We start from the raw sequence: 19,880 nt of genomic DNA on the forward strand, positions 1-19,880 counted from the left end.
GTCAGAGCGGGGGCCTCAGAGCGGAGCCTCCCACACCAGGGTGGTCCCGGTGCCGTCCTCGCCGATGCCCGGACCGTAGGAGCTCGACCCGCCCAGCGACTCGGCCCGCCGGCGCAGATTCCGCAGCCCGCTGCGCCGGCCGCCCTCGGGGATGCCCACCCCGTCGTCGGCCACCTCCAGCCGCACCCCGGGCCGCCCGTCGGCCAGCGTGCCGGTGCAGTCCACGACCACCTCGATCCGGGACGCCTCCGCGTGGCGGAAGGCGTTCGACAGGGCCTCGCGCAGCGCCGCGATCAGGTTCTTGCCCACCAGCTCTCCGACCATCGTGTCGATCGGGCCGAGGAACCGGTGTGCCGGCTTGAAGCCCAGCGGCACGGCGGCCATGTTGATCTCCCGCAGGACCCGGGTGCGCAGTCCCGACGGAGCCTCGGCCGGTCCCTGCTGCAGCGCGAAGATCGCGGTACGGATCTCCTGGATCGTCACGTCCAGCTCGTCCACGGCCTTGCCGACCCCGTCGACGACCTCGGGGACCACGGACCGCCGCTGGGCGCCCTCCAGCATCATCCCGGTGGCGAACAGCCGCTGGATGACCAGGTCGTGCAGGTCCCGGGCGATCCGGTCGCGGTCCTCGAACACCGCGAGCCGCTCCCGGTCCCGCTGCGCCTCGGCCATCATCAGCGCGAGCGCCGCCTGGGAGGCGAACTGCGTGGCCAGGGTCCGCTCGGCCTCGCTGAAGGGCCTCTTGCCGCGGGCCCGCGGTGTCACCAGCGCGCCCAGCACCCGCCCGCCGCTGTGCAGGGGCAGCATCATGCAGGGCCCGTACTGGCTGGTCAGCCGACTGATCATGCGGGGATCGCCGGCAGCGTCGTCCACGAAGACCGGCTCGCCCTCGAGCAGCTTCGCCACCACCGGGCTCTCGGCCGGGATCACCAGGCCGAGCGAGGTCGCCGCGCTCTCGGCGGAGACGGCGACGATCTCCATGCCGCCCTCCTCGGCCGGCAGCATCACGATTCCGGCGGCGGAGTCCGCCAGGTGGCGGGCCTGCTCGGCCACCACCGAGAGGGCGTCGTCCGCGTCCCCGCCCGACAGCAGGGCCGTGGTGACGGCCACCGAGCCGTCGATCCACCGCTCCCGCTGGGTGGCGGCCTCGTACAGCCGGGCATTGCCGATGGCGATGCCCGCCTCCGTGGCCAGGACGCGGACCATGTGGACGTCGTAGTCGTTGAACCGGCCGCCGCCGTTCTTCTCGGCGAGGTACAGATTGCCGAAGATCTCCCCCTGCACCCGGATCGGGACGCCGAGGAAGGTCTTCATGGGCGGGTGGTGCGGCGGGAACCCGGCCGAGCGCGGGTCCTTCGTGAGATCGGCGAGCTGCACCGTGTCGGGATGCGAGATCAGCGCGCCGAGCAGCCCCCGCTTCCCGTCCGGCCGGTGCCCGATCCTGCGGGCCGTCTCGGCGTCGATGCCGAAGGTGACGAAGTCCGACAGCCCGCGGCCCTCGGTGTCGACGACGCCGATCGCCGCGTACCGGGCGTCCGCGAGCTCGGCCGCCGTCTCGCAGATGCGGTCGAGCGTGGAGTGCAGTTCGAGGCCGGTGCCCACGGAGCGCATCGCCTCCAGCAGTTGTGGCACCCGGGCAGTGAGCTCGGTGGAGAGGCCCTGCAGACTCCGGGTGGCCTGGGTGGCTGCCTCCAGCGGGTCCGGTGTTCCGGGTGGCGACTCCGGCGGTTCCTGCGACTCCTGCAACGACATGCCCTTGAGCCTAGTTAGTCCCTTTTACCGGGGAAAGTCGGCCAGGACTCCGTCGGCCGCCCGCTCCCGTTCCAGCAGGTTCCGCAGCGGACCCTCGACTGCGGCCAGCCCGGCGTACGTACCGCGCTGTACGACCGCTCCGTGCTCCAGTACGAGCACCTCGTCGACCGTCTCCAGACCTGCCAGCCGGTGCGTGATCAGCACCGTGGTGCGGCCCTCGGTCGCGGCGAGCAGATCCGCCGTCAGGGCGTCCGCGGTGGCCAGGTCCAGGTGCTCGGCCGGCTCGTCGAGCACCAGGACGGGGAAGTCGGCGAGCAACGCCCTGGCCAGGGCCAGCCGCTGGCGCTGACCTCCGGAGATCCGCTCGCCGTGCTCGCCGACCAGCGTGTCCAGCCCGTCCGGGAGACCGTCGGCCCACTCCAGCAGCCGGGCCGCCGCCAGGGCGTCCCGCAGCTGCTCCTCGCTCGCACCGGTTCGGGCCAGTCGCAGGTTCTCCCGTACCGAGCTGTCGAAGAGGTGCGCGTCCTGCGCGCACAGGCCCACCATCCGGCGGACCTCGTCGCCGTCGAGCGTGCGCGCGTCGGTGCCGCCCAGCGTGTACGTGCCTTCGTGCGGGTCCAGGAACCGCAGCAGGACCTGGGCCAGCGAGGTCTTGCCCGCGCCCGAGGAACCGACGACGGCGATCCGCCGGCCGGCCTCCAGGGTGAGGTCCATCCCGCGCAGCGCGTCCCGCTCCTGCCCGGGATGCCGGACGGCGAGCCCGGTCAACCGCAGCGGGAACGGGGAGACCGGCATCGCGGCCGGCCTCTCCGGCTCGACGACCGGGACGGGAGCATCGATGACCTCGTGGATCCGCTCGGCGCTGCGGCGCACCCGCTGCCGGTACTGGACCGCCTGCGGAAGCCCGTTGACGGCTTCGAAGGCCGCGAGCGGGGTCAGCACCGCGACGGCCATGGCCACCCCGGACAGCCGTCCGCCGTGCACGGCGTCGGCGGCCAGGGCCGCGGCGACCACCACCGTCAGCCCGCACACGAGGGCGGTCAGTGCGCTCCCGAGCCCGGTGGCGGCGGCCCCGCGCGCGGAGATGGCGGTCAGGGTCCGGTCGCACTCCTTCGCGGCGTCCTTGCGCCCGGCCAGCGCACCGGCGACGGTCAGCTCGGCGGTCCCGGTCAGCAGATCGGCCACCCGGGTGGCGAGCTCTCCCCGGGCGGGCGCCAGCCGCCGCTCGGCACGCCGGGCGCATGCTCCGCTGACCAGCGGCACTGCGACCCCGGCGGTGAGCAGCCCCACGGCGAGCGCGGCCCCTGCCCCGGGCAGCAGCCAGGCGGTGAAGGCGACCGAGCCGGTGCCGACGATCACCGCGGTGCCGACCGGCAACAGCCAGCGCAGCCAGTAGTCCTGGAGGGAATCGGCGTCGGCCACCAAGCGGGCCAGCAGGTCCCCGCGCCGCTGTTCGCGCAGCCCGGCGGGCGCGATGCGCTCCAGCCGGCGGAACACCGACACCCGCAGGTCGGCGAGCATCCGCAGCACGGCGTCATGAGAGACGAGCCGCTCCGCGTACCGGAAGACGGCCCGCCCGATCCCGAAGGTCCGGGTGGCCGTGACCGCCACCATCAGGTAGAGCACCGGCGGCTGTTGCGAAGCCCGCGAGATGAGCCATCCGGAGACGGCCATCAGACCGACGCTGCACCCGACGGCCAGCGCCCCGAGCAGCAGCCCGAGCCGGAACCGTCCCTGCCACGCCTTGGCCACGGCCCGTACCCGCCGGAGCGGATCGCCCCCGCCCGAGTCGGCGCCGCCCGCTCTGGCCATCCTCTCGGGGGCGCTGCCGAGGATCCACTCCCCGGGGCCCGACGGCCCGTTGCGCTCCCCTCCGAGGCGGCCCGAGGAAGCGGGTGCGCTCTTCCCGTGCCGGACAGCGGAGGGGGCCGGCAGGGCCCCCACGGCGCCCACGCGCACCACCCGGTCGGCCACGGCCAGCAGCGCCGGCCGGTGGACGACCAACAGCACGGTCCGCCCCACCGCGAGGCGTCGTACGGCGTCGACCACGGCCGCCTCGGTCTCCCCGTCGAGAGCGGCGGTCGGCTCGTCCAGCAACAGCACCGGCCGGTCCGCGAGGAACGCCCGTGCCAGTGCCAGCCGCTGTCGCTGCCCGGCGGACAGCCCGACGCCGCCTTCCCCGAGCTCCGTGTCGACACCGCGCGGCAGCGCGGCCACGAACTCCCATGCCCCGGCGTCCTTCAGCGCCCCGGCCACCGCGTCCGCGGACGCGTCCGGCCGTGCCAGCCGTACGTTCTGTGCGATCGTCCCGGCGAACAGGTGCGGCCGCTGCGGCACCCAGGCGATCCGCTCACGCCACTGTTCGAGCGACAGCGAGGCGAGGTCCACGCCCCCGATCCGCACCCGCCCCGCGGTCGGCTCGACGAAGCCCAGCAGTACCCGGAGCAGCGTGGACTTGCCCGCCCCGCTCGGCCCGGTGAGAGCCACGCACTCGCCGGGGCCGACCTCCAGCGAAACCGGTCCCGGGGAATCCTCGCCCCGGCCCTCGTAGCGGACCGCGACCCCGTCGAACTCGATCCGCACCCCCGCGGCCGGTACCGGGGCCACGCCACCGGAGGCGGCGACGGGGGTCTCGAGCACCTCGAAGATCTCCTCCGCGGCAGCCAGCCCCTCGGCAGCCGCGTGGTACTGCGCCCCGACCTGGCGCAGTGGCAGATAGGCCTCGGGCGCCAGGATCAGGATGACCAGCCCGGTGTAGAGGTCGAGCTCCCCGTGGACCAGCCGCATGCCGATGGTCACGGCGACGAGCGCCACCGACAGCGTCGCCAGCAGCTCCAGGGCGAAGGAGGACAGGAAGGCGATGCGCAGGGTCCGCACGGTCGCCTGCCGGTATTCGTCGGTGATCTTGCGGATCGACTCCGCCTGGGCCTTGGCCCGGCCGAAGACCTTCAGCGTCGGCAGCCCCGCCACCACGTCCAGGAAGTGCCCCGACAGCCGGGACAACAGCCGCCACTGGCGGTCCATACGGGACTGGGTGGCCATGCCGATCAGCACCATGAACAGCGGGATCAGCGGCAGCGTGACCACGATGATGGCCGCCGACACCCAGTCCTCGGTGACGATCCGCGCGAGGACCGCCACCGGCACGACCACCGCGAGTCCCAGCTGGGGCAGATAGCGGGAGAAGTAGTCGTCGAGGGCGTCCACGCCCCGGGTGGCCAGCGCCACCAGTGACCCCGTGCGCTGACCGCTCAGCCAGCCGGGTCCCAGATCCGCGGCCCGGTCCAGCAGCCGGCCGCGCAGCTGGGATTTGACCGCCGCACTGGCCCGGTGGGCGGCGAGCTCCGTGAGCCAGGCGAGCAGACCTCGGCCCAGCGCGACCGCCGCGAGAAGCAGCAGCGGCGTACGCAGCGCCTCTCCGTCCAGCCCCTGCTCGAAGGCTCCGACCACGATCTCGGCGATCAGCATCGCCTGGCCGACGACCAGCCCTGCCCCGGCGAGCCCCAGGGCCACCACGGCCGCCAGGAAGAGGCGGGTGGAGCGGGCGTACCGAAGCAGGCGCGGGTCGATCGGTTTCACGTGAAACATCCCCCAGAGCAGGGTCGGGCGGAAGGGTCAGGAATCCGTACTCGGCGGATCAGTGCGCATCCGCGATGTGCTGCGTACCGATCCGCTTGCGGAACACCCAGTACGTCCAGCCCTGGTAGAGCAGGACGAGCGGCGTGGCCACCGCCGCACACCAGGTCATGATCTTCAGGGTGTACGCGCTGGACGAGGCGTTGGTGACCGTGAGGTTCCAGGCCTCGTTCAGCGAGGACGGCATCACGTTCGGGAAGAGCGTCAGGAAGAGCATCGCGACCGCGGCCGCGATGGTGATCCCGGACAGGGCGAACGACCAGCCCTCGCGGCCCGCCAGGTTGAAGCCCAGGGCCCCGACCAGGGCCAGGACGGCGACGACCATGGCGATCAGGCTCTTGCCGTCACCGCGCGAGACCTGCGTCCAGATCAGGAAGACGAGGGCCAGTACGGCGGTGAGCACACCCAGCCGGGTCGCCAGCGTCCGCGAGCGCTCCCGTATGTCCCCGACCGTCTTGAGGGAGGTGAACACCGCCCCGTGGAAGGTGAAGAGGGTGAGCGTGACCAGGCCGCCGAGCAGGGAGTAGACGTTGAGCAGGTCGAAAAGGCTGCCGACGTAGTTCATGTGCTCGTCGATCTTCACGCCGCGCACGATGTTGGCGAAGGCCACGCCCCAGAGGAACGCGGGGATCAGCGAGGTCCAGAAGATGGCGTGTTCCCAGTTGGTCTGCCACCTGTCCTCGTCCCGCTTGTGCCGGTACTCGAAGGCGACGCCGCGGATGATCAGGCAGACCAGGATGAGCAGCAGCGGCAGGTAGAACCCCGAGAAGAGGGTGGCGTACCACTCCGGGAAAGCGGCGAAGGTGGCACCGCCGGCGGTGAGCAGCCAGACCTCGTTGCCGTCCCACACGGGTCCGATCGTGTTGATCAGGACCCGCCGCTCCTTGCGGTCGCGGGCGAGCAGCTTGGTCAGGACGCCGACCCCGAAGTCGAAGCCCTCCAGGAAGAAGTAGCCGGTCCACAGGACGGCGATGAGCACGAACCAGACGTCATGGAGTTGCATGGTGTGGTCCCCTCAGCCTCAGTAGGAGAAGGCCATCGGCCGGTCGGGGTTCTTGTCGTCCCCGCCGATCTTGGTGGGCGGGTTCAGGTCGGCTTCGGTCAGCTCGGGCGGGCCGATCTTCACGTACTTCACCAGGAGCCGGACTTCGATCACCGCGAGGACGGCGTACAGGAGCGTGAAGCCGATCATGGAGGTGAGCACCTCGCCCTGGGACACGTGGGGCGAGACCGCGTCGCGGGTACGCAGGACTCCGTAGACCACCCAGGGCTGGCGGCCCATCTCGGTGAAGATCCAGCCCCAGGAGTTGGCGATGAGCGGGAAGCCCATGGTCCAGAGGGCGACGATCCAGTACCACGTGGCGAACCGGGGGCTCAGCGCCTTCCTGAAGAGGACCAGGTGCGGGACCTCGTCCTCGCCGGTGCGCAGCCCCGGGGGCAGCATGAACTTCTTCCGGGTGAGCCAGAGCCCCAGCACGCCGACGCCGAGCGAGGCCATGCCGAAGCCGATCATCCAGCGGAAGCCCCAGTAGGCGACGGGGATGTTGGGCCGGTAGTCGCCGGGCCCGAACTTCTCCTGTTCGGCCTTGTTGACGTCGTTGATGCCGGGGACGAAGGAGGTGAAGTCGTCGTTGGCCAGGAAGGACAGCAGGCCCGGGATCTCTATCGCGACCTTGTTGTGTCCCTTTTCGACGTCTCCGTAGGCGAAGACGGAGAAGGGCGCGGGCGCCTCGCCGTCCCAGAGCGCCTCCGCGGCGGCCATCTTCATCGGCTGCTGCTTGAACATCACCTTGCCGAGCAGGTCACCGCTGATGGCGGTGCCCATGCCGGCGATGATCAGCGTGATCAGGCCGAGCCGCAGCGAGGTCCGCATCACCGGGACGTGCTTCTTGCGGGCCAGGTGGAAGGCGGAGATGCCGACCAGGAAGGCGCCGCCGACCAGGAAGGCCGCCGTGATGGTGTGGAAGAACTGGGTCAGCGCGGTGTTCTGGGTGAGCACCAGCCAGAAGTCGGTGAGCTCGGCCCGGCCCCGCTCCTCGTTGATCCGGTAGCCGACCGGGTGCTGCATCCAGGAATTGGCCGCGAGGATGAAGTACGCGGAAAGGATGGTGCCGATCGAGACCATCCAGATGCAGGCCAGATGGATCTTCTTCGGCAGCTTGTCCCAGCCGAAGATCCACAGACCGATGAAGGTCGACTCGAAGAAGAAGGCGATGAGCGCCTCGAAGGCCAGCGGCGCCCCGAAGATGTCACCGACGAAGCGCGAGTAGTCGGACCAGTTCATGCCGAACTGGAACTCCTGCACGATGCCCGTGACGACACCCATGGCGATATTGATCAAGAAAAGCTTGCCCCAGAACTTGGTGGCCCTGAGGTACTTCTCTTTCCCCGAGCGCACCCAGGCGGTCTGAAGGCCTGCCGTGAGCGCGGCGAGCGAGATCGTCAGTGGGACGAAGAGGAAGTGGTAGACGGTGGTGATGCCGAACTGCCATCGCGCCAACGTCTCTGGCGCCAAAGCTACGTCCACGTCGTCGTCTCCTTCGGTGCGCCGTGGTCACTGCCGCAGTTTGCCTGGCATGCCCTACCCAATACGGGATGAAGCAGGACACGCTTGTGAACGCGTTCACATTCACAAGCATTATGTCGTACCGGCTTCGGCACGTTTCAGCCGGGGTCCCCCCTAGCCAACACATTCAACAGATTGTTGAATGCCGCTCATGAGGATTCGTATCTCCTGGCCCGCGGGCCAGCTCACGGCAACCCTTGACGAGACCCCGACCAGCAAGGCGCTGGCCGAGGCCCTCCCGATCTCCGCCTCCGCCAACACCTGGGGCGAGGAGGTCTACTTCGACACCGGCGTCTCGGTGGCGCTGGAACACGACGCCCGACAGGTCGTCGATCCGGGCACGGTCGCGTTCTGGACCGAGGGCGACGCACTCGCGCTGCCCTACGGCCCCACTCCCATATCGCGCGGAGGCGAGAGCCGCCTGGCGAGCCCGTGCAATGTGCTCGGCTCGTTCGACGGCGACCCCCGCCTGCTGTCCACCGTCCGCGACGGCGACCCGATCCGCGTGGAACTCGCGTAACCCCGCAGGGCTCGCGCAGTTCCCCGGGACTACATCTCCTTGAAGAAGGCCTCGGCCGTGTGCAGGAAGATGTCGTTCGCCTCGGGCTCACCGATCGTGACCCGCAGGCCCTCGCCCGCGAAGGGCCGGACCACCACACCGGCCTTCTCGCAGGCCGCCGCGAACTCGACGGTCCGCTCCCCCAGCCGCATCCACACGAAGTTCGCCTGCGTGTCCGGCACCACGGTCCAGCCCTGGCCGAGCAGCGTCTTGTGGACCCGGGCACGCTCGCCCACCAGCGCCCCGACCCGGCCCATCAGCTCGTCCTCGGCGCGCAGCGAGGCAACCGCCGCGTCCTGGGCGAGCTGGCTGACGCCGAACGGCACGGCCGTCTTGCGCAGCGCCGCCGCCACCGGCTCGTGCGCCACGGCGAAGCCGACGCGCAGGCCGGCCAGCCCGTACGCCTTGGAGAACGTACGCAGCACGCAGACGTTCGGGCGGCTGCGGTAGAGCTCGATGCCGTCCGGCACCTCGGTGTCCCGGACGAACTCGTGGTACGCCTCGTCCAGCACCACCAGGATGTCCGAGGGCACCCGGTCCAGGAACCGCTCCAGCTCGGCGCGGCGGACCGCGGTGCCGGTGGGGTTGTTGGGGTTGCAGACGAAAATCAGCCGGGTCCGCTCGGTGATCGCGTCGAACATCGCGTCGAGGTCGTGCACGTCCCCGTCGGTCAGCGGCACCTGCACGGACGTGGCACCCGAGATCTGCGTGATGATCGGGTAGGCCTCGAAGGACCGCCAGGCGTAGATGACCTCGTCGCCCGGGCCGGCCGTCGACTGGATCAGCGACTGGGCCACACCCACGGAACCCGTACCGGTGGCGATGTGCTCGACCGGCACCCCGAACCGCTCGGCGAGCTCGTTCACCAGGCCCGTGCAGGCCATGTCGGGGTAGCGGTTGAACTGTCCGGCGGCCGCGACCGCACTCTCCAGCACCCCGGACAGCGGCGGGTACGGGTTCTCGTTCGAGGACAGCTTGTACGCGACGGGTCCGCCCGCGGCAGCGGGCTTCCCGGGCTTGTAGGTGGGAATGCCGTCCAGCTCGGCGCGCAGCTTCGGGCTCTTCTCGCTCACCGCAGGTCCTCCTCGACCGTCCCGTACGACGTCGCCGTCGACTCAATACTGCTCACCTTATGAGGATTCCGCTCTCCCGAAAATGGGTGGCGCCGGGATTGCGGGGGAGCGCACGCATATATGCGCACGCCGGTGGCCCACGCCGTGGCGCGCATCCCTCGTACAGGTGAGTTGAGACCGTCCCGAGACCACACCGCTTTGGCATGCCCGTACCCGACGACAAACGCCCCAGTCACTCTCCGCACCGATATTCCTTCATTTCCAAGGTCATTGGGGGTGGCGAACCATGCAGAATCGTGCCTGTCAACGCGTGCATATGCACCCGGACCACCCACCCCGCCGAGCCCTACTATCGGCTCGCCATGACAGCAGCAGGGAAGCATCAGGTGAGCCGGACCGAGACCACCCGGCGGGCCGCCGGCCGACAGGGCCGGGCCGGCATCAGGGACGTGGCCGCCGCGGCGGGCGTCTCGATCACGACCGTCTCCGACGCGCTCAATGGCAAGGGACGGCTGCCCGACGCCACCCGCCGCCACGTTCGCGAGGTCGCCGACCGTCTGGGCTACCGCCCTTCCGCCGCGGCCCGCACCCTCCGTACCGGCAAGTCGGGCCTCATCGGCCTGACCGTGACCACGTACGGGGATGAACCTTTCACCTTCACCGAATTCGCGTACTTCGCCGAGATGGCCAGGGCCGCCACCTCCGCCGCGCTCGCCCGCGGCTACGCCCTCGTCATCCTCCCCGCCACCTCTCGACACGACGTGTGGTCCAACGTGGCCCTCGACGGCACCGTCGTCATCGACCCCTCCGACCATGATCCCGTCGTCAGCGAACTGGTCCGCCAAGGGCTCCCCGTCGTCTCCGACGGCCGCCCGGCCGGCTCCCTTCCCGTCACCGCCTGGGTCGACAACGACCACGAGGCCGCCGTACTCAACCTGCTCGACCACCTCGCCGCCGCCGGCGCCCGCCGGATCGGGCTGCTGACCGGCACCACCACGGACACCTACACCCGGCTGTCGACCACCGCCTACCTCAACTGGTGCGAGCGCGTCGGCCAGGACCCCGTCTATGAGTCCTACCCCGCCCACGACCCGTGCGCGGGCGCCGTCGCCGCGGACCGGCTGCTCGCCCGGCCCGACCGGCCCGACGCCGTCTACGGGCTCTTCGACCCCAACGGGACCGATCTGCTGGCCGCCGCCCGGCGCTACGGCCTGCGCGTCCCCGAGGACCTGCTGCTCGTCTGCTGCAGCGAGTCCACCGTGTACGCCAACACCGAACCGCCCATCACCACCCTCTCCCTCAAACCGCGCCGCATCGGCACCGCCGTAGTACAGCTGCTGATCGACGCCATCGAGGGGGTCGACACCGGCCGCCCGGTCGAACAGGTGGTCCCGACCGAGCTGATCGTCCGCACTTCCTCGCAGCGCAGGCAGCCCCGTACGACCGTCAGCCCGCCCCGTTCACCGGCCAAGGACTGACCGCCGCAGCGCGATACCGGCGGGGCCGACGGTCCCGCCGGGGATTTCCGCAACACCTATTTCGGGAGAAAGCGGCAGGAACTATTGGTTCCGCCCAGGATTCACCACCCCTGGTGCGTCACAGAGCGCGAGCCGCATTCCTATGATGGGCGCACGACATCACGGACCCTCCGCCCAGGAGGTCAGGAGGGTCCGCAGGTGTACGGCAGCGCGACGGTGGTGGAGGGGTCGATGACTCAGGGGGCCGGTCAGGGACCCGCGATGCGGACGGAGACGCTGCGGGACTTCCGAGTTCCGGTCACCGAGCCCGTCCCGTACGGCGTGCCCGGCGCGCTTCCCGAAGAGGCCCCGGTGTACGGCGAGTACCCCGCGTACTACGGGGAGGGCGCGCCGGTGCCCCCGCAGCCCCCCGTGCCGCCCCAGCCACCCGTGCCCCCGCAGCCGCCCGTGGGCGAGAGCCCCGCAGCGGGCGGGCCGGCCCCGGCCGACGGGGACGAGCTCGACGAGGGCTACACCCCGACCCACCGCGATCTGCCGATCATCGGCCGCGGGGGACCGGGCGACACCGTGCAGGTCCAGTACGTTCCCCAGGAGTCCCCGGCCACGGGCCCCGGACCGCTGTACGTCGTCGGCGACGTCCACGGCTATCTGGACGAGCTCGTCCACGAACTCCAGGCCCAGGGCCTCATCGACGCCGACCGCCGCTGGTCGGCCGGCAACGCCCGCCTCTGGTTCCTTGGCGACTTCACCGACCGCGGACCCGACGGCATCGGCGTCATCGACCTCGTCATGCGGCTGTCCGCCGAGGCCGCCGCAGCGGGCGGCTACTGCAAGGCCCTGATGGGCAACCACGAGCTGCTGCTCATCGGCGCCAAGCGGTTCGGCGACACCCCCGTCGCCTCGGGCGCGGGCACCGCCACCTTCCAGGCCGCCTGGCTCCTCAACGGCGGCCAGCGCACCGACATGGAGCGCCTGGAGGACGTACACCTCCAGTGGATGCAGCGGCTGGACGCGGCCGTGCTGGAGGACGGGCACCTGCTGCTGCACTCCGACACCACCGCGTACCTCGATTACGGCGACTCCATCGAGGACGTCAACGACACCATCCACGAGCTGCTCAACCGCAACGACGCCGACATCACCTGGGACTTGTTCCGCAAGTTCACCAAGCGGTTCGCGTTCCGCGACGAGGAGACCGGCCCGCAGGCCGTACGCGAACTCCTCGACACCTACGGCGGCGGCCGCGTGGTCCATGGGCACAGCCCGATCCCGTACCTGCTGGGCGAGGTGGGCACCGAGGACGGCGACGAGTCGCGCGGACCGGAGGCCGTGAACGGCCCGCACGTGTACGCGGAGGGGCTCGCCATCGCGATGGACGGCGGGGTCACGATGGCGGGCAAGCTGCTGGTCGTGCAACTCCCCCTGAACGACTGACGGTTATCAGAAGGGGGGTAATTTCGGGAAAGCCCCTGTCACGGCGTGGCATGGGCGCTCTACCATCGCCCTATCCGTAGCAGGCTCTCCTCCGTTTGTGCCGGCGCCCGGGTCTACGCGGGCAAACCGGTCCCTACGGAGCATCGGGGGATGCACATGAACAGCGCTCCGCACCTGCTGACCGAAGACCGACCCGAGTTCGATCGGCTCCTCGACGAGGCGCTGCGCACCGCGCACGAACGGCCCGAGCTCGCCGCCCTCGGTGAGCGCCTGAACGCCGAACAACTGCGCACGATGGCCATCGGGGCCAGCTCCCTGCTCACGGCCGCGGCCGCGGCCGAGTACGACCACTACGTGAAACTCCGCGGAGAGCGGCGCGACGAGGTCCTGTCCACCCCCGGCTCGGCCGGGGACCAAGGTTCCGGGCTGCAGGGTGAGGGCGAGGACGGTGCGGGCGTCAGCGCCGTCGTCGCAGTGCTCGCGCCGGTCCTGGCGGGCACCGCGATGCTGATCTTCCTGCTGGTTGGCTACATCCTGAAGGCGGTCGAACCCGAACCGGCCTTCGCGGAGACGATGCTGACGGCGGGTTGGCTGTTCGGCGCGCTGACCGTGGTGTCGCTGGTGTTCGCCGTGATCGGGCTGCTGGTGACGGCCGTCCGCAACCGGGCGACCGAGGTGGTGGCCGAGGACGAGGCCGACGCGATACCCGACGAGGTCACGCGGGCCCGCGAGGCCTGGCGGCAGGCCCTGCTGGAACGGGGCATCCTGCCGTTCCTGCGGGACGCGCTGGCCGATCCGAGCGCGGGACCGGCGGGTCCGGCGTTTCCGGCCCCGCACACGCCGAAGGCCGGGCGCATCCCCAATCTGGGATACACCCGGCCCGACTTCACCAGTCCGGGGTCCCCTTCACAGGGCCCCCGCCCCGGCTACACCCCGCCTGACTTCACGAGTCCGGACTTCACCGGCCCGGACGGCGGCGCTCAGTAGCGCCGCGGCCCGCAGCGGGCCGCCTGTCCGTGTTTCACGTGAAACATCGCGTGACGGGCCGGGACACTGCCCTGGGAAGCCCCCTCAACCTCCCCAGAGCAGCGCCGGCCGTCACGGGCGGGGTCAGTCCGCCAGCGGGAGGTACACCCGGTTCCCGCTCGCCGCGAACTCGGCGGACTTCTCCGCCATGCCCGCCTCGATCTCGTCGGCCTTCAGGTCCCCACCGTGCTCACGGCGGATGTCCTGGGAGATCTTCATCGAGCAGAACTTCGGACCGCACATGGAGCAGAAGTGCGCGGTCTTGGCCGGCTCGGCCGGGAGCGTCTCGTCGTGGAACTCGCGGGCCGTGTCCGGGTCGAGGGCCAGGTTGAACTGGTCCTCCCAGCGGAACTCGAAGCGCGCGTCCGACAGGGCGTCGTCCCACTCCTGGGCGCCCGGGTGGCCCTTGGCCAGGTCCGCCGCATGCGCAGCGATCTTGTACGTGATGACGCCGGTCTTCACGTCATCGCGGTTGGGCAGGCCCAGGTGCTCCTTGGGCGTGACGTAGCAGAGCATCGCGGTGCCCCACCAGGCGATCATCGCGGCGCCGATGCCCGAGGTGATGTGGTCGTACGCCGGGGCGACGTCCGTGGTCAGCGGGCCGAGCGTGTAGAACGGCGCCTCCTCGCAGATCTCCTGCTGAAGGTCGATGTTCTCCTTGATCTTGTGCATCGGGACGTGGCCCGGGCCCTCGATCATGGTCTGCACGTTGTGCCGCTTGGCGATGGTGTTCAGCTCGCCCAGCGTCTTCAGCTCCGCGAACTGCGCGGCGTCGTTGGCGTCCGCGATGGAACCGGGGCGCAGGCCGTCGCCCAGCGAGTACGTGACGTCGTACGTCGCGAGGATCTCGCAGAGCTCCTCGAAGTTCGTGTAGAGGAAGTTCTCCTTGTGGTGCGCGAGGCACCAGGCGGCCATGATCGAACCGCCGCGGGAGACGATGCCGGTCTTGCGGCGGGCGGTCAGCGGCACGTACGGCAGCAGCACGCCGGCGTGGACCGTCATGTAGTCGACGCCCTGCTCGGCCTGCTCGATGACCGTGTCCTTGTAGATCTCCCAGGTCAGGTCCTCGGCACGGCCGTCGACCTTCTCCAGTGCCTGGTACAGCGGCACGGTGCCGATCGGGACCGGGGAGTTGCGCAGGACCCACTCGCGGGTGGTGTGGATGTTGCGGCCGGTCGAGAGGTCCATGACCGTGTCGGCGCCCCACTTGGTGGCCCAGGTCATCTTGTCGACCTCCTCCTCGATGGAGGAGGTGACGGCGGAGTTGCCGATGTTGGCGTTGACCTTCACCAGGAACCGCTTGCCGATGATCATCGGCTCGATCTCCGGGTGGTTCACGTTCGCGGGAAGCACCGCGCGACCCGCGGCGATCTCCTCGCGGACGACCTCGGGGGAGACGTTCTCCCGGATCGCGACGTACTCCATCTCCGGAGTGATCTCTCCGCGGCGGGCGTACGCGAGCTGGGTGACGGCGGCGCCGCCACGGCCTCGGCGGGGCTGGCGCGGGCGGCCCGGGAAGACCGCGTCGAGGTTCTTGAGGCCACCGCGCGGCGAGGTGTGCTTGATGCCGTCGTCCTCGGGGCGCACGGGACGGCCCGCGTACTCCTCGGTGTCGCCGCGGCCGATGATCCAGTTCTCACGCAGGGGCGCCAGGCCCCGGCGGACGTCGGTCTCGATCTGCGGGTCGGTGTACGGACCGGACGTGTCGTAGAGCGTCACGTCCTTGCCGTTGGTGAGGTGGACCTGGCGGACCGGCACCCGGAGGTCGGGCCGGGAGCCCGCCAGGTATCCCTTGTGCCAGCCGGGCTGGCGCTCGGTCTGGCCGTCGGCGTCCTGGCTGACGGCAGGCGTGCGTGCGTCCTGAATGGTCATGAGACCTGATCTCCCTACGCCGGCATTACCCGGTAACAGGTTCGGCGGTCGACGCAGCCTCTTCCCGTCCGCATGTGTGCTGCGTACGGTGATCAGCGCCCTCTCAGCCCGGTGCTCCGAGCTCCCGCGTTGTGCAAAGGTGCCCCCACGCTAGCGTCATCTGTGGCGTGCTGAACAGTGGGCCCCCTCAACTCTTGCGATGATCTGCCGGTGACGTCCTCGCCGCAGCCTCCCTCCTCGCCCACAGAGCCCCCGGGTCACACCGACCACGCACACGTGGGCCACGGGCATGACCACGGCCATGACCAGAGCCCAGCCCCGGCCCACTCCCACGGTCATTCCCACGGCCACGGGCCGGCGGCTCCCGTCTCGAAGCACCTGCGCAAGGTCATCGCCGCGGTCCTGATCCCCTTCGCCGTCGCCGTCTTCGTCGGCATGGTGGTGCTCTGGCCGGGCGGCGCCCCCGCCCACGAGCGCTCCGGGGTCGGCTTCGACCGGCAGACCCAGCAGGGCCGGGTCGTCGCGCTCGAACAAGTCGACTGCAAATCGGTGAACGCCTCGCAGGTGCCGACCACGGGCAGCGTCTCCACTCCGGAGGGCCGCCAGACCCGGGCCGAGCAGACCGGCGACTGCAAGAAGGCCACCGTCGAGGTCGGCACCGGGCCGGACAAGGGCCGCACGTTCATCGAGATCGTCCAGCCGGGCGCGCCACGGCAGTTGGAGGAGGGCCAGGAGGTGGTCGTCGCGTACGCGCCGGACGCGCCCCGAGACCTCCAGTACTCCGTGGTCGACGTGAACCGCAAGCTTCCCTTGGCGGTACTGGCCGGCAGCTTCGCGGTGGCCGTGGTCGTCGTCGGGCGGATGCGCGGCGTGTTCGCACTGGTCGCACTGGTCGTCAGCTTCGGCGTACTGACCCTCTTCATCCTCCCGGCGATCCTGCAGGGCTCGAACCCGCTGCTCGTCGCGGTCGTCGGGGCCAGCGCCATCATGCTCATCGCGCTCTACATGTGCCACGGCCTGAGCGCCCGTACGTCCGTCGCCGTCCTGGGCACGCTCGTATCGCTGCTGCTGATCGGCTTGCTCGGCTCGGTCTTCGTCGACTGGGCGTTCCTCAGCGGCAACACCGACGACAACACGGGGCTGATCCACGGGCTCTACCCGGACATCGACATGAGCGGTCTGCTGCTCGCGGGCGTGATCATCGGATCCCTGGGTGTGCTCGACGATGTGACGGTCACCCAGACATCGGCGGTCTGGGAACTCCACCAGGCCGATTCCTCGATGGGGTCCCGTGCCCTGTACCGGGCAGCCATCCGGATCGGCCGCGACCACATCGCCTCGGTGGTCAACACCTTGGTACTGGCCTATGCGGGCGCGGCGCTTCCGCTGCTGCTGTTGTTCTCGATCGCGAACAGCAGCATGGGCTCGGTGGCCAACAGCGAGCTGGTCGCGGAGGAGATCGTACGGACCCTCGTCGGGTCGATCGGCCTGGTGGCCTCGGTCCCGGTGACCACCGCGCTCGCCGCGCTGGTGGTCTCCGCCGACCGGCCGGGATCCCCGGCCGGAGCGGCGGCCTCGGGGCCGGTCCGCGGCGGCCGGGGACGGCGGCGCAAGCGCTGAGCGACCCGGGTGGCTCGGGGGCCCGGGGCAACTCGGCACGTACGCTCGGCTCGGCTCGGACGGTCGGCCCGCTCTGCTCGCCCGGTCGGTCCGCTCAGCCCGCGTTCTGCTCGTTCTGCCGGGACTCGGCCAGGATCCGGTCCAGCGCCTCGTCGAGGTTCTCCTCGAAGTCACCGAGGTTGCGCTCCTGACCGAGCGGAACAAGCCGATCGGTACGGTCGAGGAACGCGACGAGCGGCGCCGCGCCGGCGCGGAACAGGGCCCGGTCGCAGCCGACCTGGAGCCGGATGTGAACGTCGGACAGTTCCTCGGGGTCGGTGGGGGCGATGTGCACATCCCCGTCGCCGCACGGCTTGTTGATGCCGTCGAGGAGCAGCTCCCGGCCGAACGCCCAGGTCACGGGGGCGTCTCCGGGAAGGTGGAACGTCAGGCGCACTGCGTAGGGGTCACGGGTGTCGTACCGGAGTTCCACCGGGATCCGGAAGGAGAGCTCCTCGGAAACGAGGAAGCTCATCATGACCTCTGCCTGTACCGACTCGCGCATGGACTACCCCGCTGTAGTGGAAGTGGCCAGGAATGATCCCCCAGGGCCCTCTTGACAAGGGTGGTGGAAGCTCATGCAGATCACAAGGAGTGAGTTTTCAGATACTGATAGAGAACGAGAGGGTGCTCAACAGCGCGCCTACTTCACTCCGTAGTCGATCGACCACATACAGCAATCGTTCCTGCTGGTGCAAAGGGAGAGAAATCGCCATTGTTGCGGCGGTATCGCCCGCGGTGATGGGGATGGCTGCACAGACAGTGCCCAGCGCGTACTCCTGACGCTCCGTAACCGGCTCCATCCGTCCGAGAGAGCCGATGCGATCTTCGAGGGCTCTCTGATCCCGGACGGTGTACTGGGTGACGGCCTCGACCGGGTGCCGCTCGTAGTAGTCCCTGCGCGTCTTCTCGTCGAGCTGGGCCAGCAGGCACTGCCCGATGGCGTGCGCATGGCCGGTCGCGCGGAAATCGGCCCACTCCTCGACCGCGGGGCTGGCCGGGGTGTCCGAGACTCCCACGAGTTCGATCTCACCTTCGCGGAACACTGCGAAGTAGACGGGGGCCCCGACCGCGTCGCGGAAGTGCGCGAGGGAGTCGAGGATCATGCTGCGACGTTTCTGCTGCAGTCCGCCGCCCGCCAGCCGCCCGGCGGCGGCGCCGAGCACGAACACTCCACCCTCACGCCGGAGATAGTTCTCGTGCGTGAGGGTGCGCAGCAGGTGGTACGCGGTGGGGAGGGGGAGCCCGGCCTCGCGCGCCAGTTGTTTCGCCGGGGCTCCCTCGCTGTGGGAACCCACTGCTTCGAGCAGCCTCAACGCGCGCTGCACCGAACCGATCAGCGTCGGCACACCGGCATTGTGAACCGAAGACAAAGCTCACCCCCAGGCGTGGCGGCGGACCTGGGGAGGGCCCGCCCTGCGGGGGCCACCCCCGCACGCGCCGCGGCTCCTGGGAGTCGCACTCAGCCAGCACTAGAGAAAACCACAGGTCAGGGCGGCACCGACGGCGTCCGGCGCCCAGGAAACGGCACAGATTGCCACTCTATCCGCCGATTCCCACGGTGTGGGCGGTTTGCCACCTCACGTTCCCCCGCCCGGGTTAATCCCCTGCATTGACCCGGGGCCAGGGAGCTGGGCTCCGAGAGCTACCAGTCGCGGGAGGAGGACTTCGAACCGCTGCCGGTGAACTTCTTCACGACGAAGATCAGGCCGCCGACGAGTGCGACGAACAGCAGCAGCTTGAAGACGAACGAGATCAGGGCGCCGAGGATGCTCGTGATGACACCGCCGAAGACGAACAGCACCAGAAGCGGGATCGCGACCCACTTAACCCACCAGGGCATGCCTGCGAATGTCTCTCGGATGCCGTCCATGTCCTCAACCTCTTCCTGAGCTTCTTGAGCTTCGTGAGCCGTGACTTCCTGCTCTCGATGCTAGGAGGCCGCACAACCGTCCGGGGGCCCGCGAGCCCCCGGACTCCCCTGATCCGCCCCCTAGGGGGATCAGGGGGTCCGACCCTGGGTCGAGGCCTGCCCGGCTAGGCCTCCGGCGGGGAGAACACCACCAATACCCGCAGGTCCTCGGTGATGTGGTGGAACTTGTGCACCACCCCGGCGGGCACGTAGACGACGCTGCCGCGCGCCACCGTCGTCGTCTCCTCCCCGACCGTGATCGAGGCCCGACCGCTCACCACGAAGTACACCTCGTCCTGGCGGTGGGGCTGCTGCGGGTCGCTCTGACCGGCGTTGAGGGCGTACAGCCCGACCGACATGTTCCGTTCGCGCAGGAACTGCAGATAGGCGCCGTCGTTCGCGAGCCGCTCCGCCTCGAGCTCGTCCAGCCGGAAGGCCTTCATCGTCGTTGTGCCCCTTGCTCTCTCGCGTTCCCTGGCATCCGCTGATCTGCTGATGTCCCACCGGGATCTTCTCTGCCACGATCAGACACATGACGAATTTCGTAGTCAAGACGCTCGCGAACGCCGCGGCCCTGGCCGTCGCCATCTGGTTGCTGGCCGGCATCACGCTGGACGACCACAGCTCCCTGGGCCGGCGGACCCTCACGCTGATCCTGGTCGCCCTGGTCTTCGGCCTGGTCAACCTCATCGTCAAGCCCGTGGTGAAGTTGCTCTCGCTCCCACTGTTCGTCCTCACCCTCGGGCTGTTCACCCTCGTCGTGAACGCACTGATGCTGATGCTGACCTCCTGGCTGGCCAAGCAGCTTGATCTCAGTTTCCACGTCGACAACTTCTGGACCGCGCTGATCGGCGGCCTGATCATCTCCGTCGTCTCCTGGGCCGTGAACATGGCCCTGCCCGACAAGGACTGA

16 protein-coding genes and 1 riboswitch are annotated in these 19,880 nt (G+C 69.9%); of the genes, 6 read left to right on the forward strand and 10 right to left on the reverse strand.

Annotation, left to right across the window (positions count from 1 at the left end; genetic code table 11):
- Positions 1-15 precede the first annotated feature (15 nt).
- From ACFYZS_RS10470 to ACFYZS_RS10485, 4 genes are read right to left on the reverse strand one after another with little or no spacing between them, the layout of a single operon-like run.
- A complete protein-coding gene (locus tag ACFYZS_RS10470) occupies positions 16-1,752 on the reverse strand; it encodes a GAF domain-containing sensor histidine kinase (protein WP_389009267.1) in 1,737 nt (578 codons plus the stop codon).
- A gap of 24 nt (positions 1,753-1,776) precedes the next feature.
- Positions 1,777-5,340, reverse strand: a complete 3,564-nt coding sequence (cydD, locus tag ACFYZS_RS10475) for a thiol reductant ABC exporter subunit CydD (RefSeq protein WP_389009270.1) — start codon at positions 5,338-5,340, stop codon at positions 1,777-1,779.
- Positions 5,341-5,389: 49 nt separating this feature from the next.
- Positions 5,390-6,391 carry a cytochrome d ubiquinol oxidase subunit II gene (gene cydB / locus ACFYZS_RS10480; protein WP_389009273.1) on the reverse strand — a complete coding sequence of 334 codons (1,002 nt, stop codon included), beginning with the start codon at positions 6,389-6,391 and terminating at the stop codon, positions 5,390-5,392.
- An 18-nt stretch (positions 6,392-6,409) separates the two neighbouring features.
- Complete coding sequence (locus ACFYZS_RS10485; RefSeq protein ID WP_389009276.1) at positions 6,410-7,915, reverse strand: cytochrome ubiquinol oxidase subunit I; 1,506 nt, start codon at positions 7,913-7,915, stop codon at positions 6,410-6,412.
- A 190-nt stretch (positions 7,916-8,105) separates the two neighbouring features.
- Between ACFYZS_RS10485 and ACFYZS_RS10490 the strand changes: the two genes are divergently transcribed.
- A complete protein-coding gene (locus ACFYZS_RS10490; RefSeq protein ID WP_229337969.1) occupies positions 8,106-8,474 on the forward strand; it encodes a cyclophilin-like fold protein in 369 nt (122 codons plus the stop codon).
- Between the two features lie 29 nt (positions 8,475-8,503).
- On the opposite strand, the gene hisC is transcribed toward ACFYZS_RS10490, so the two are convergent.
- On the reverse strand, positions 8,504-9,586 hold the full coding sequence (gene hisC, locus ACFYZS_RS10495; protein WP_389009279.1) for a histidinol-phosphate transaminase: 1,083 nt from the start codon (positions 9,584-9,586) through the stop codon (positions 8,504-8,506).
- A 362-nt stretch (positions 9,587-9,948) separates the two neighbouring features.
- Between hisC and ACFYZS_RS10500 the strand changes: the two genes are divergently transcribed.
- The 3 genes from ACFYZS_RS10500 to ACFYZS_RS10510 all read left to right on the forward strand — a co-directional run bounded on the left by ACFYZS_RS10500 (position 9,949) and on the right by ACFYZS_RS10510 (position 13,485).
- Positions 9,949-11,064, forward strand: a complete 1,116-nt coding sequence (locus ACFYZS_RS10500) for a LacI family DNA-binding transcriptional regulator (RefSeq protein WP_099890691.1) — start codon at positions 9,949-9,951, stop codon at positions 11,062-11,064.
- Between the two features lie 216 nt (positions 11,065-11,280).
- The gene (locus ACFYZS_RS10505; protein WP_389010237.1) at positions 11,281-12,498 is read left to right on the forward strand and encodes a metallophosphoesterase; all 1,218 of its coding nucleotides are present in this window, start codon (positions 11,281-11,283) and stop codon (positions 12,496-12,498) included.
- A 150-nt stretch (positions 12,499-12,648) separates the two neighbouring features.
- A complete protein-coding gene (locus tag ACFYZS_RS10510; RefSeq protein ID WP_389009282.1) occupies positions 12,649-13,485 on the forward strand; it encodes a hypothetical protein in 837 nt (278 codons plus the stop codon).
- Positions 13,486-13,608: 123 nt separating this feature from the next.
- Here ACFYZS_RS10510 and thiC read toward each other — a convergent pair whose 3' ends face one another.
- Positions 13,609-15,396, reverse strand: a complete 1,788-nt coding sequence (thiC, locus tag ACFYZS_RS10515; protein WP_389009285.1) for a phosphomethylpyrimidine synthase ThiC — start codon at positions 15,394-15,396, stop codon at positions 13,609-13,611.
- Positions 15,391-15,534: riboswitch (TPP riboswitch) on the reverse strand. It overlaps the preceding gene by 6 nt.
- A 72-nt stretch (positions 15,535-15,606) precedes the next feature.
- Here thiC and ACFYZS_RS10520 point away from each other — a divergent pair.
- A complete protein-coding gene (locus tag ACFYZS_RS10520; RefSeq protein ID WP_389009288.1) occupies positions 15,607-17,016 on the forward strand; it encodes a YibE/F family protein in 1,410 nt (469 codons plus the stop codon).
- A 94-nt stretch (positions 17,017-17,110) separates the two neighbouring features.
- On the opposite strand, the gene ACFYZS_RS10525 is transcribed toward ACFYZS_RS10520, so the two are convergent.
- The 4 genes from ACFYZS_RS10525 to ACFYZS_RS10540 all read right to left on the reverse strand — a co-directional run bounded on the left by ACFYZS_RS10525 (position 17,111) and on the right by ACFYZS_RS10540 (position 19,410).
- Entirely contained in the window at positions 17,111-17,560 is a 450-nt protein-coding gene (locus ACFYZS_RS10525) for an SsgA family sporulation/cell division regulator (RefSeq protein ID WP_365950912.1), read from the reverse strand.
- Positions 17,561-17,657: 97 nt separating this feature from the next.
- A complete protein-coding gene (locus ACFYZS_RS10530) occupies positions 17,658-18,404 on the reverse strand; it encodes an IclR family transcriptional regulator (RefSeq protein WP_389009292.1) in 747 nt (248 codons plus the stop codon).
- Positions 18,405-18,700: 296 nt separating this feature from the next.
- Entirely contained in the window at positions 18,701-18,928 is a 228-nt protein-coding gene (locus tag ACFYZS_RS10535; protein WP_389009295.1) for a DUF5326 family protein, read from the reverse strand.
- Positions 18,929-19,092: 164 nt separating this feature from the next.
- Positions 19,093-19,410, reverse strand: a complete 318-nt coding sequence (locus ACFYZS_RS10540) for a cupin domain-containing protein (protein WP_389009298.1) — start codon at positions 19,408-19,410, stop codon at positions 19,093-19,095.
- A gap of 89 nt (positions 19,411-19,499) precedes the next feature.
- Here ACFYZS_RS10540 and ACFYZS_RS10545 point away from each other — a divergent pair, with 89 nt between their 5' ends.
- Positions 19,500-19,880, forward strand: a complete 381-nt coding sequence (locus ACFYZS_RS10545; RefSeq protein WP_389009301.1) for a phage holin family protein — start codon at positions 19,500-19,502, stop codon at positions 19,878-19,880.

Origin of the sequence: Streptomyces sp. NPDC001903 (assembly GCF_042891345.1) — a bacterium.
GTDB lineage: Bacteria > Actinomycetota > Actinomycetes > Streptomycetales > Streptomycetaceae > Streptomyces.

What these genes read in the sequence shown, in the direction of transcription:
- ACFYZS_RS10540 (WP_389009298.1), bottom strand. Translation starts at nt 19,410, where the DNA reads ATGAAGGCCTTCCGGCTGGACGAGCTCGAGGCGGAGCGGCTCGCGAAC.
- ACFYZS_RS10470 (WP_389009267.1), bottom strand. Translation starts at nt 1,752, where the DNA reads ATGTCGTTGCAGGAGTCGCAGGAACCGCCGGAGTCGCCACCCGGAACA.
- ACFYZS_RS10535 (WP_389009295.1), bottom strand. Translation starts at nt 18,928, where the DNA reads ATGGACGGCATCCGAGAGACATTCGCAGGCATGCCCTGGTGGGTTAAG.
- cydB (WP_389009273.1), bottom strand. Translation starts at nt 6,391, where the DNA reads ATGCAACTCCATGACGTCTGGTTCGTGCTCATCGCCGTCCTGTGGACC.
- ACFYZS_RS10490 (WP_229337969.1), top strand. Translation starts at nt 8,106, where the DNA reads ATGAGGATTCGTATCTCCTGGCCCGCGGGCCAGCTCACGGCAACCCTT.
- ACFYZS_RS10510 (WP_389009282.1), top strand. Translation starts at nt 12,649, where the DNA reads ATGCACATGAACAGCGCTCCGCACCTGCTGACCGAAGACCGACCCGAG.
- ACFYZS_RS10545 (WP_389009301.1), top strand. Translation starts at nt 19,500, where the DNA reads ATGACGAATTTCGTAGTCAAGACGCTCGCGAACGCCGCGGCCCTGGCC.
- thiC (WP_389009285.1), bottom strand. Translation starts at nt 15,396, where the DNA reads ATGACCATTCAGGACGCACGCACGCCTGCCGTCAGCCAGGACGCCGAC.
- cydD (WP_389009270.1), bottom strand. Translation starts at nt 5,340, where the DNA reads ATGTTTCACGTGAAACCGATCGACCCGCGCCTGCTTCGGTACGCCCGC.
- ACFYZS_RS10500 (WP_099890691.1), top strand. Translation starts at nt 9,949, where the DNA reads ATGACAGCAGCAGGGAAGCATCAGGTGAGCCGGACCGAGACCACCCGG.
- ACFYZS_RS10525 (WP_365950912.1), bottom strand. Translation starts at nt 17,560, where the DNA reads ATGCGCGAGTCGGTACAGGCAGAGGTCATGATGAGCTTCCTCGTTTCC.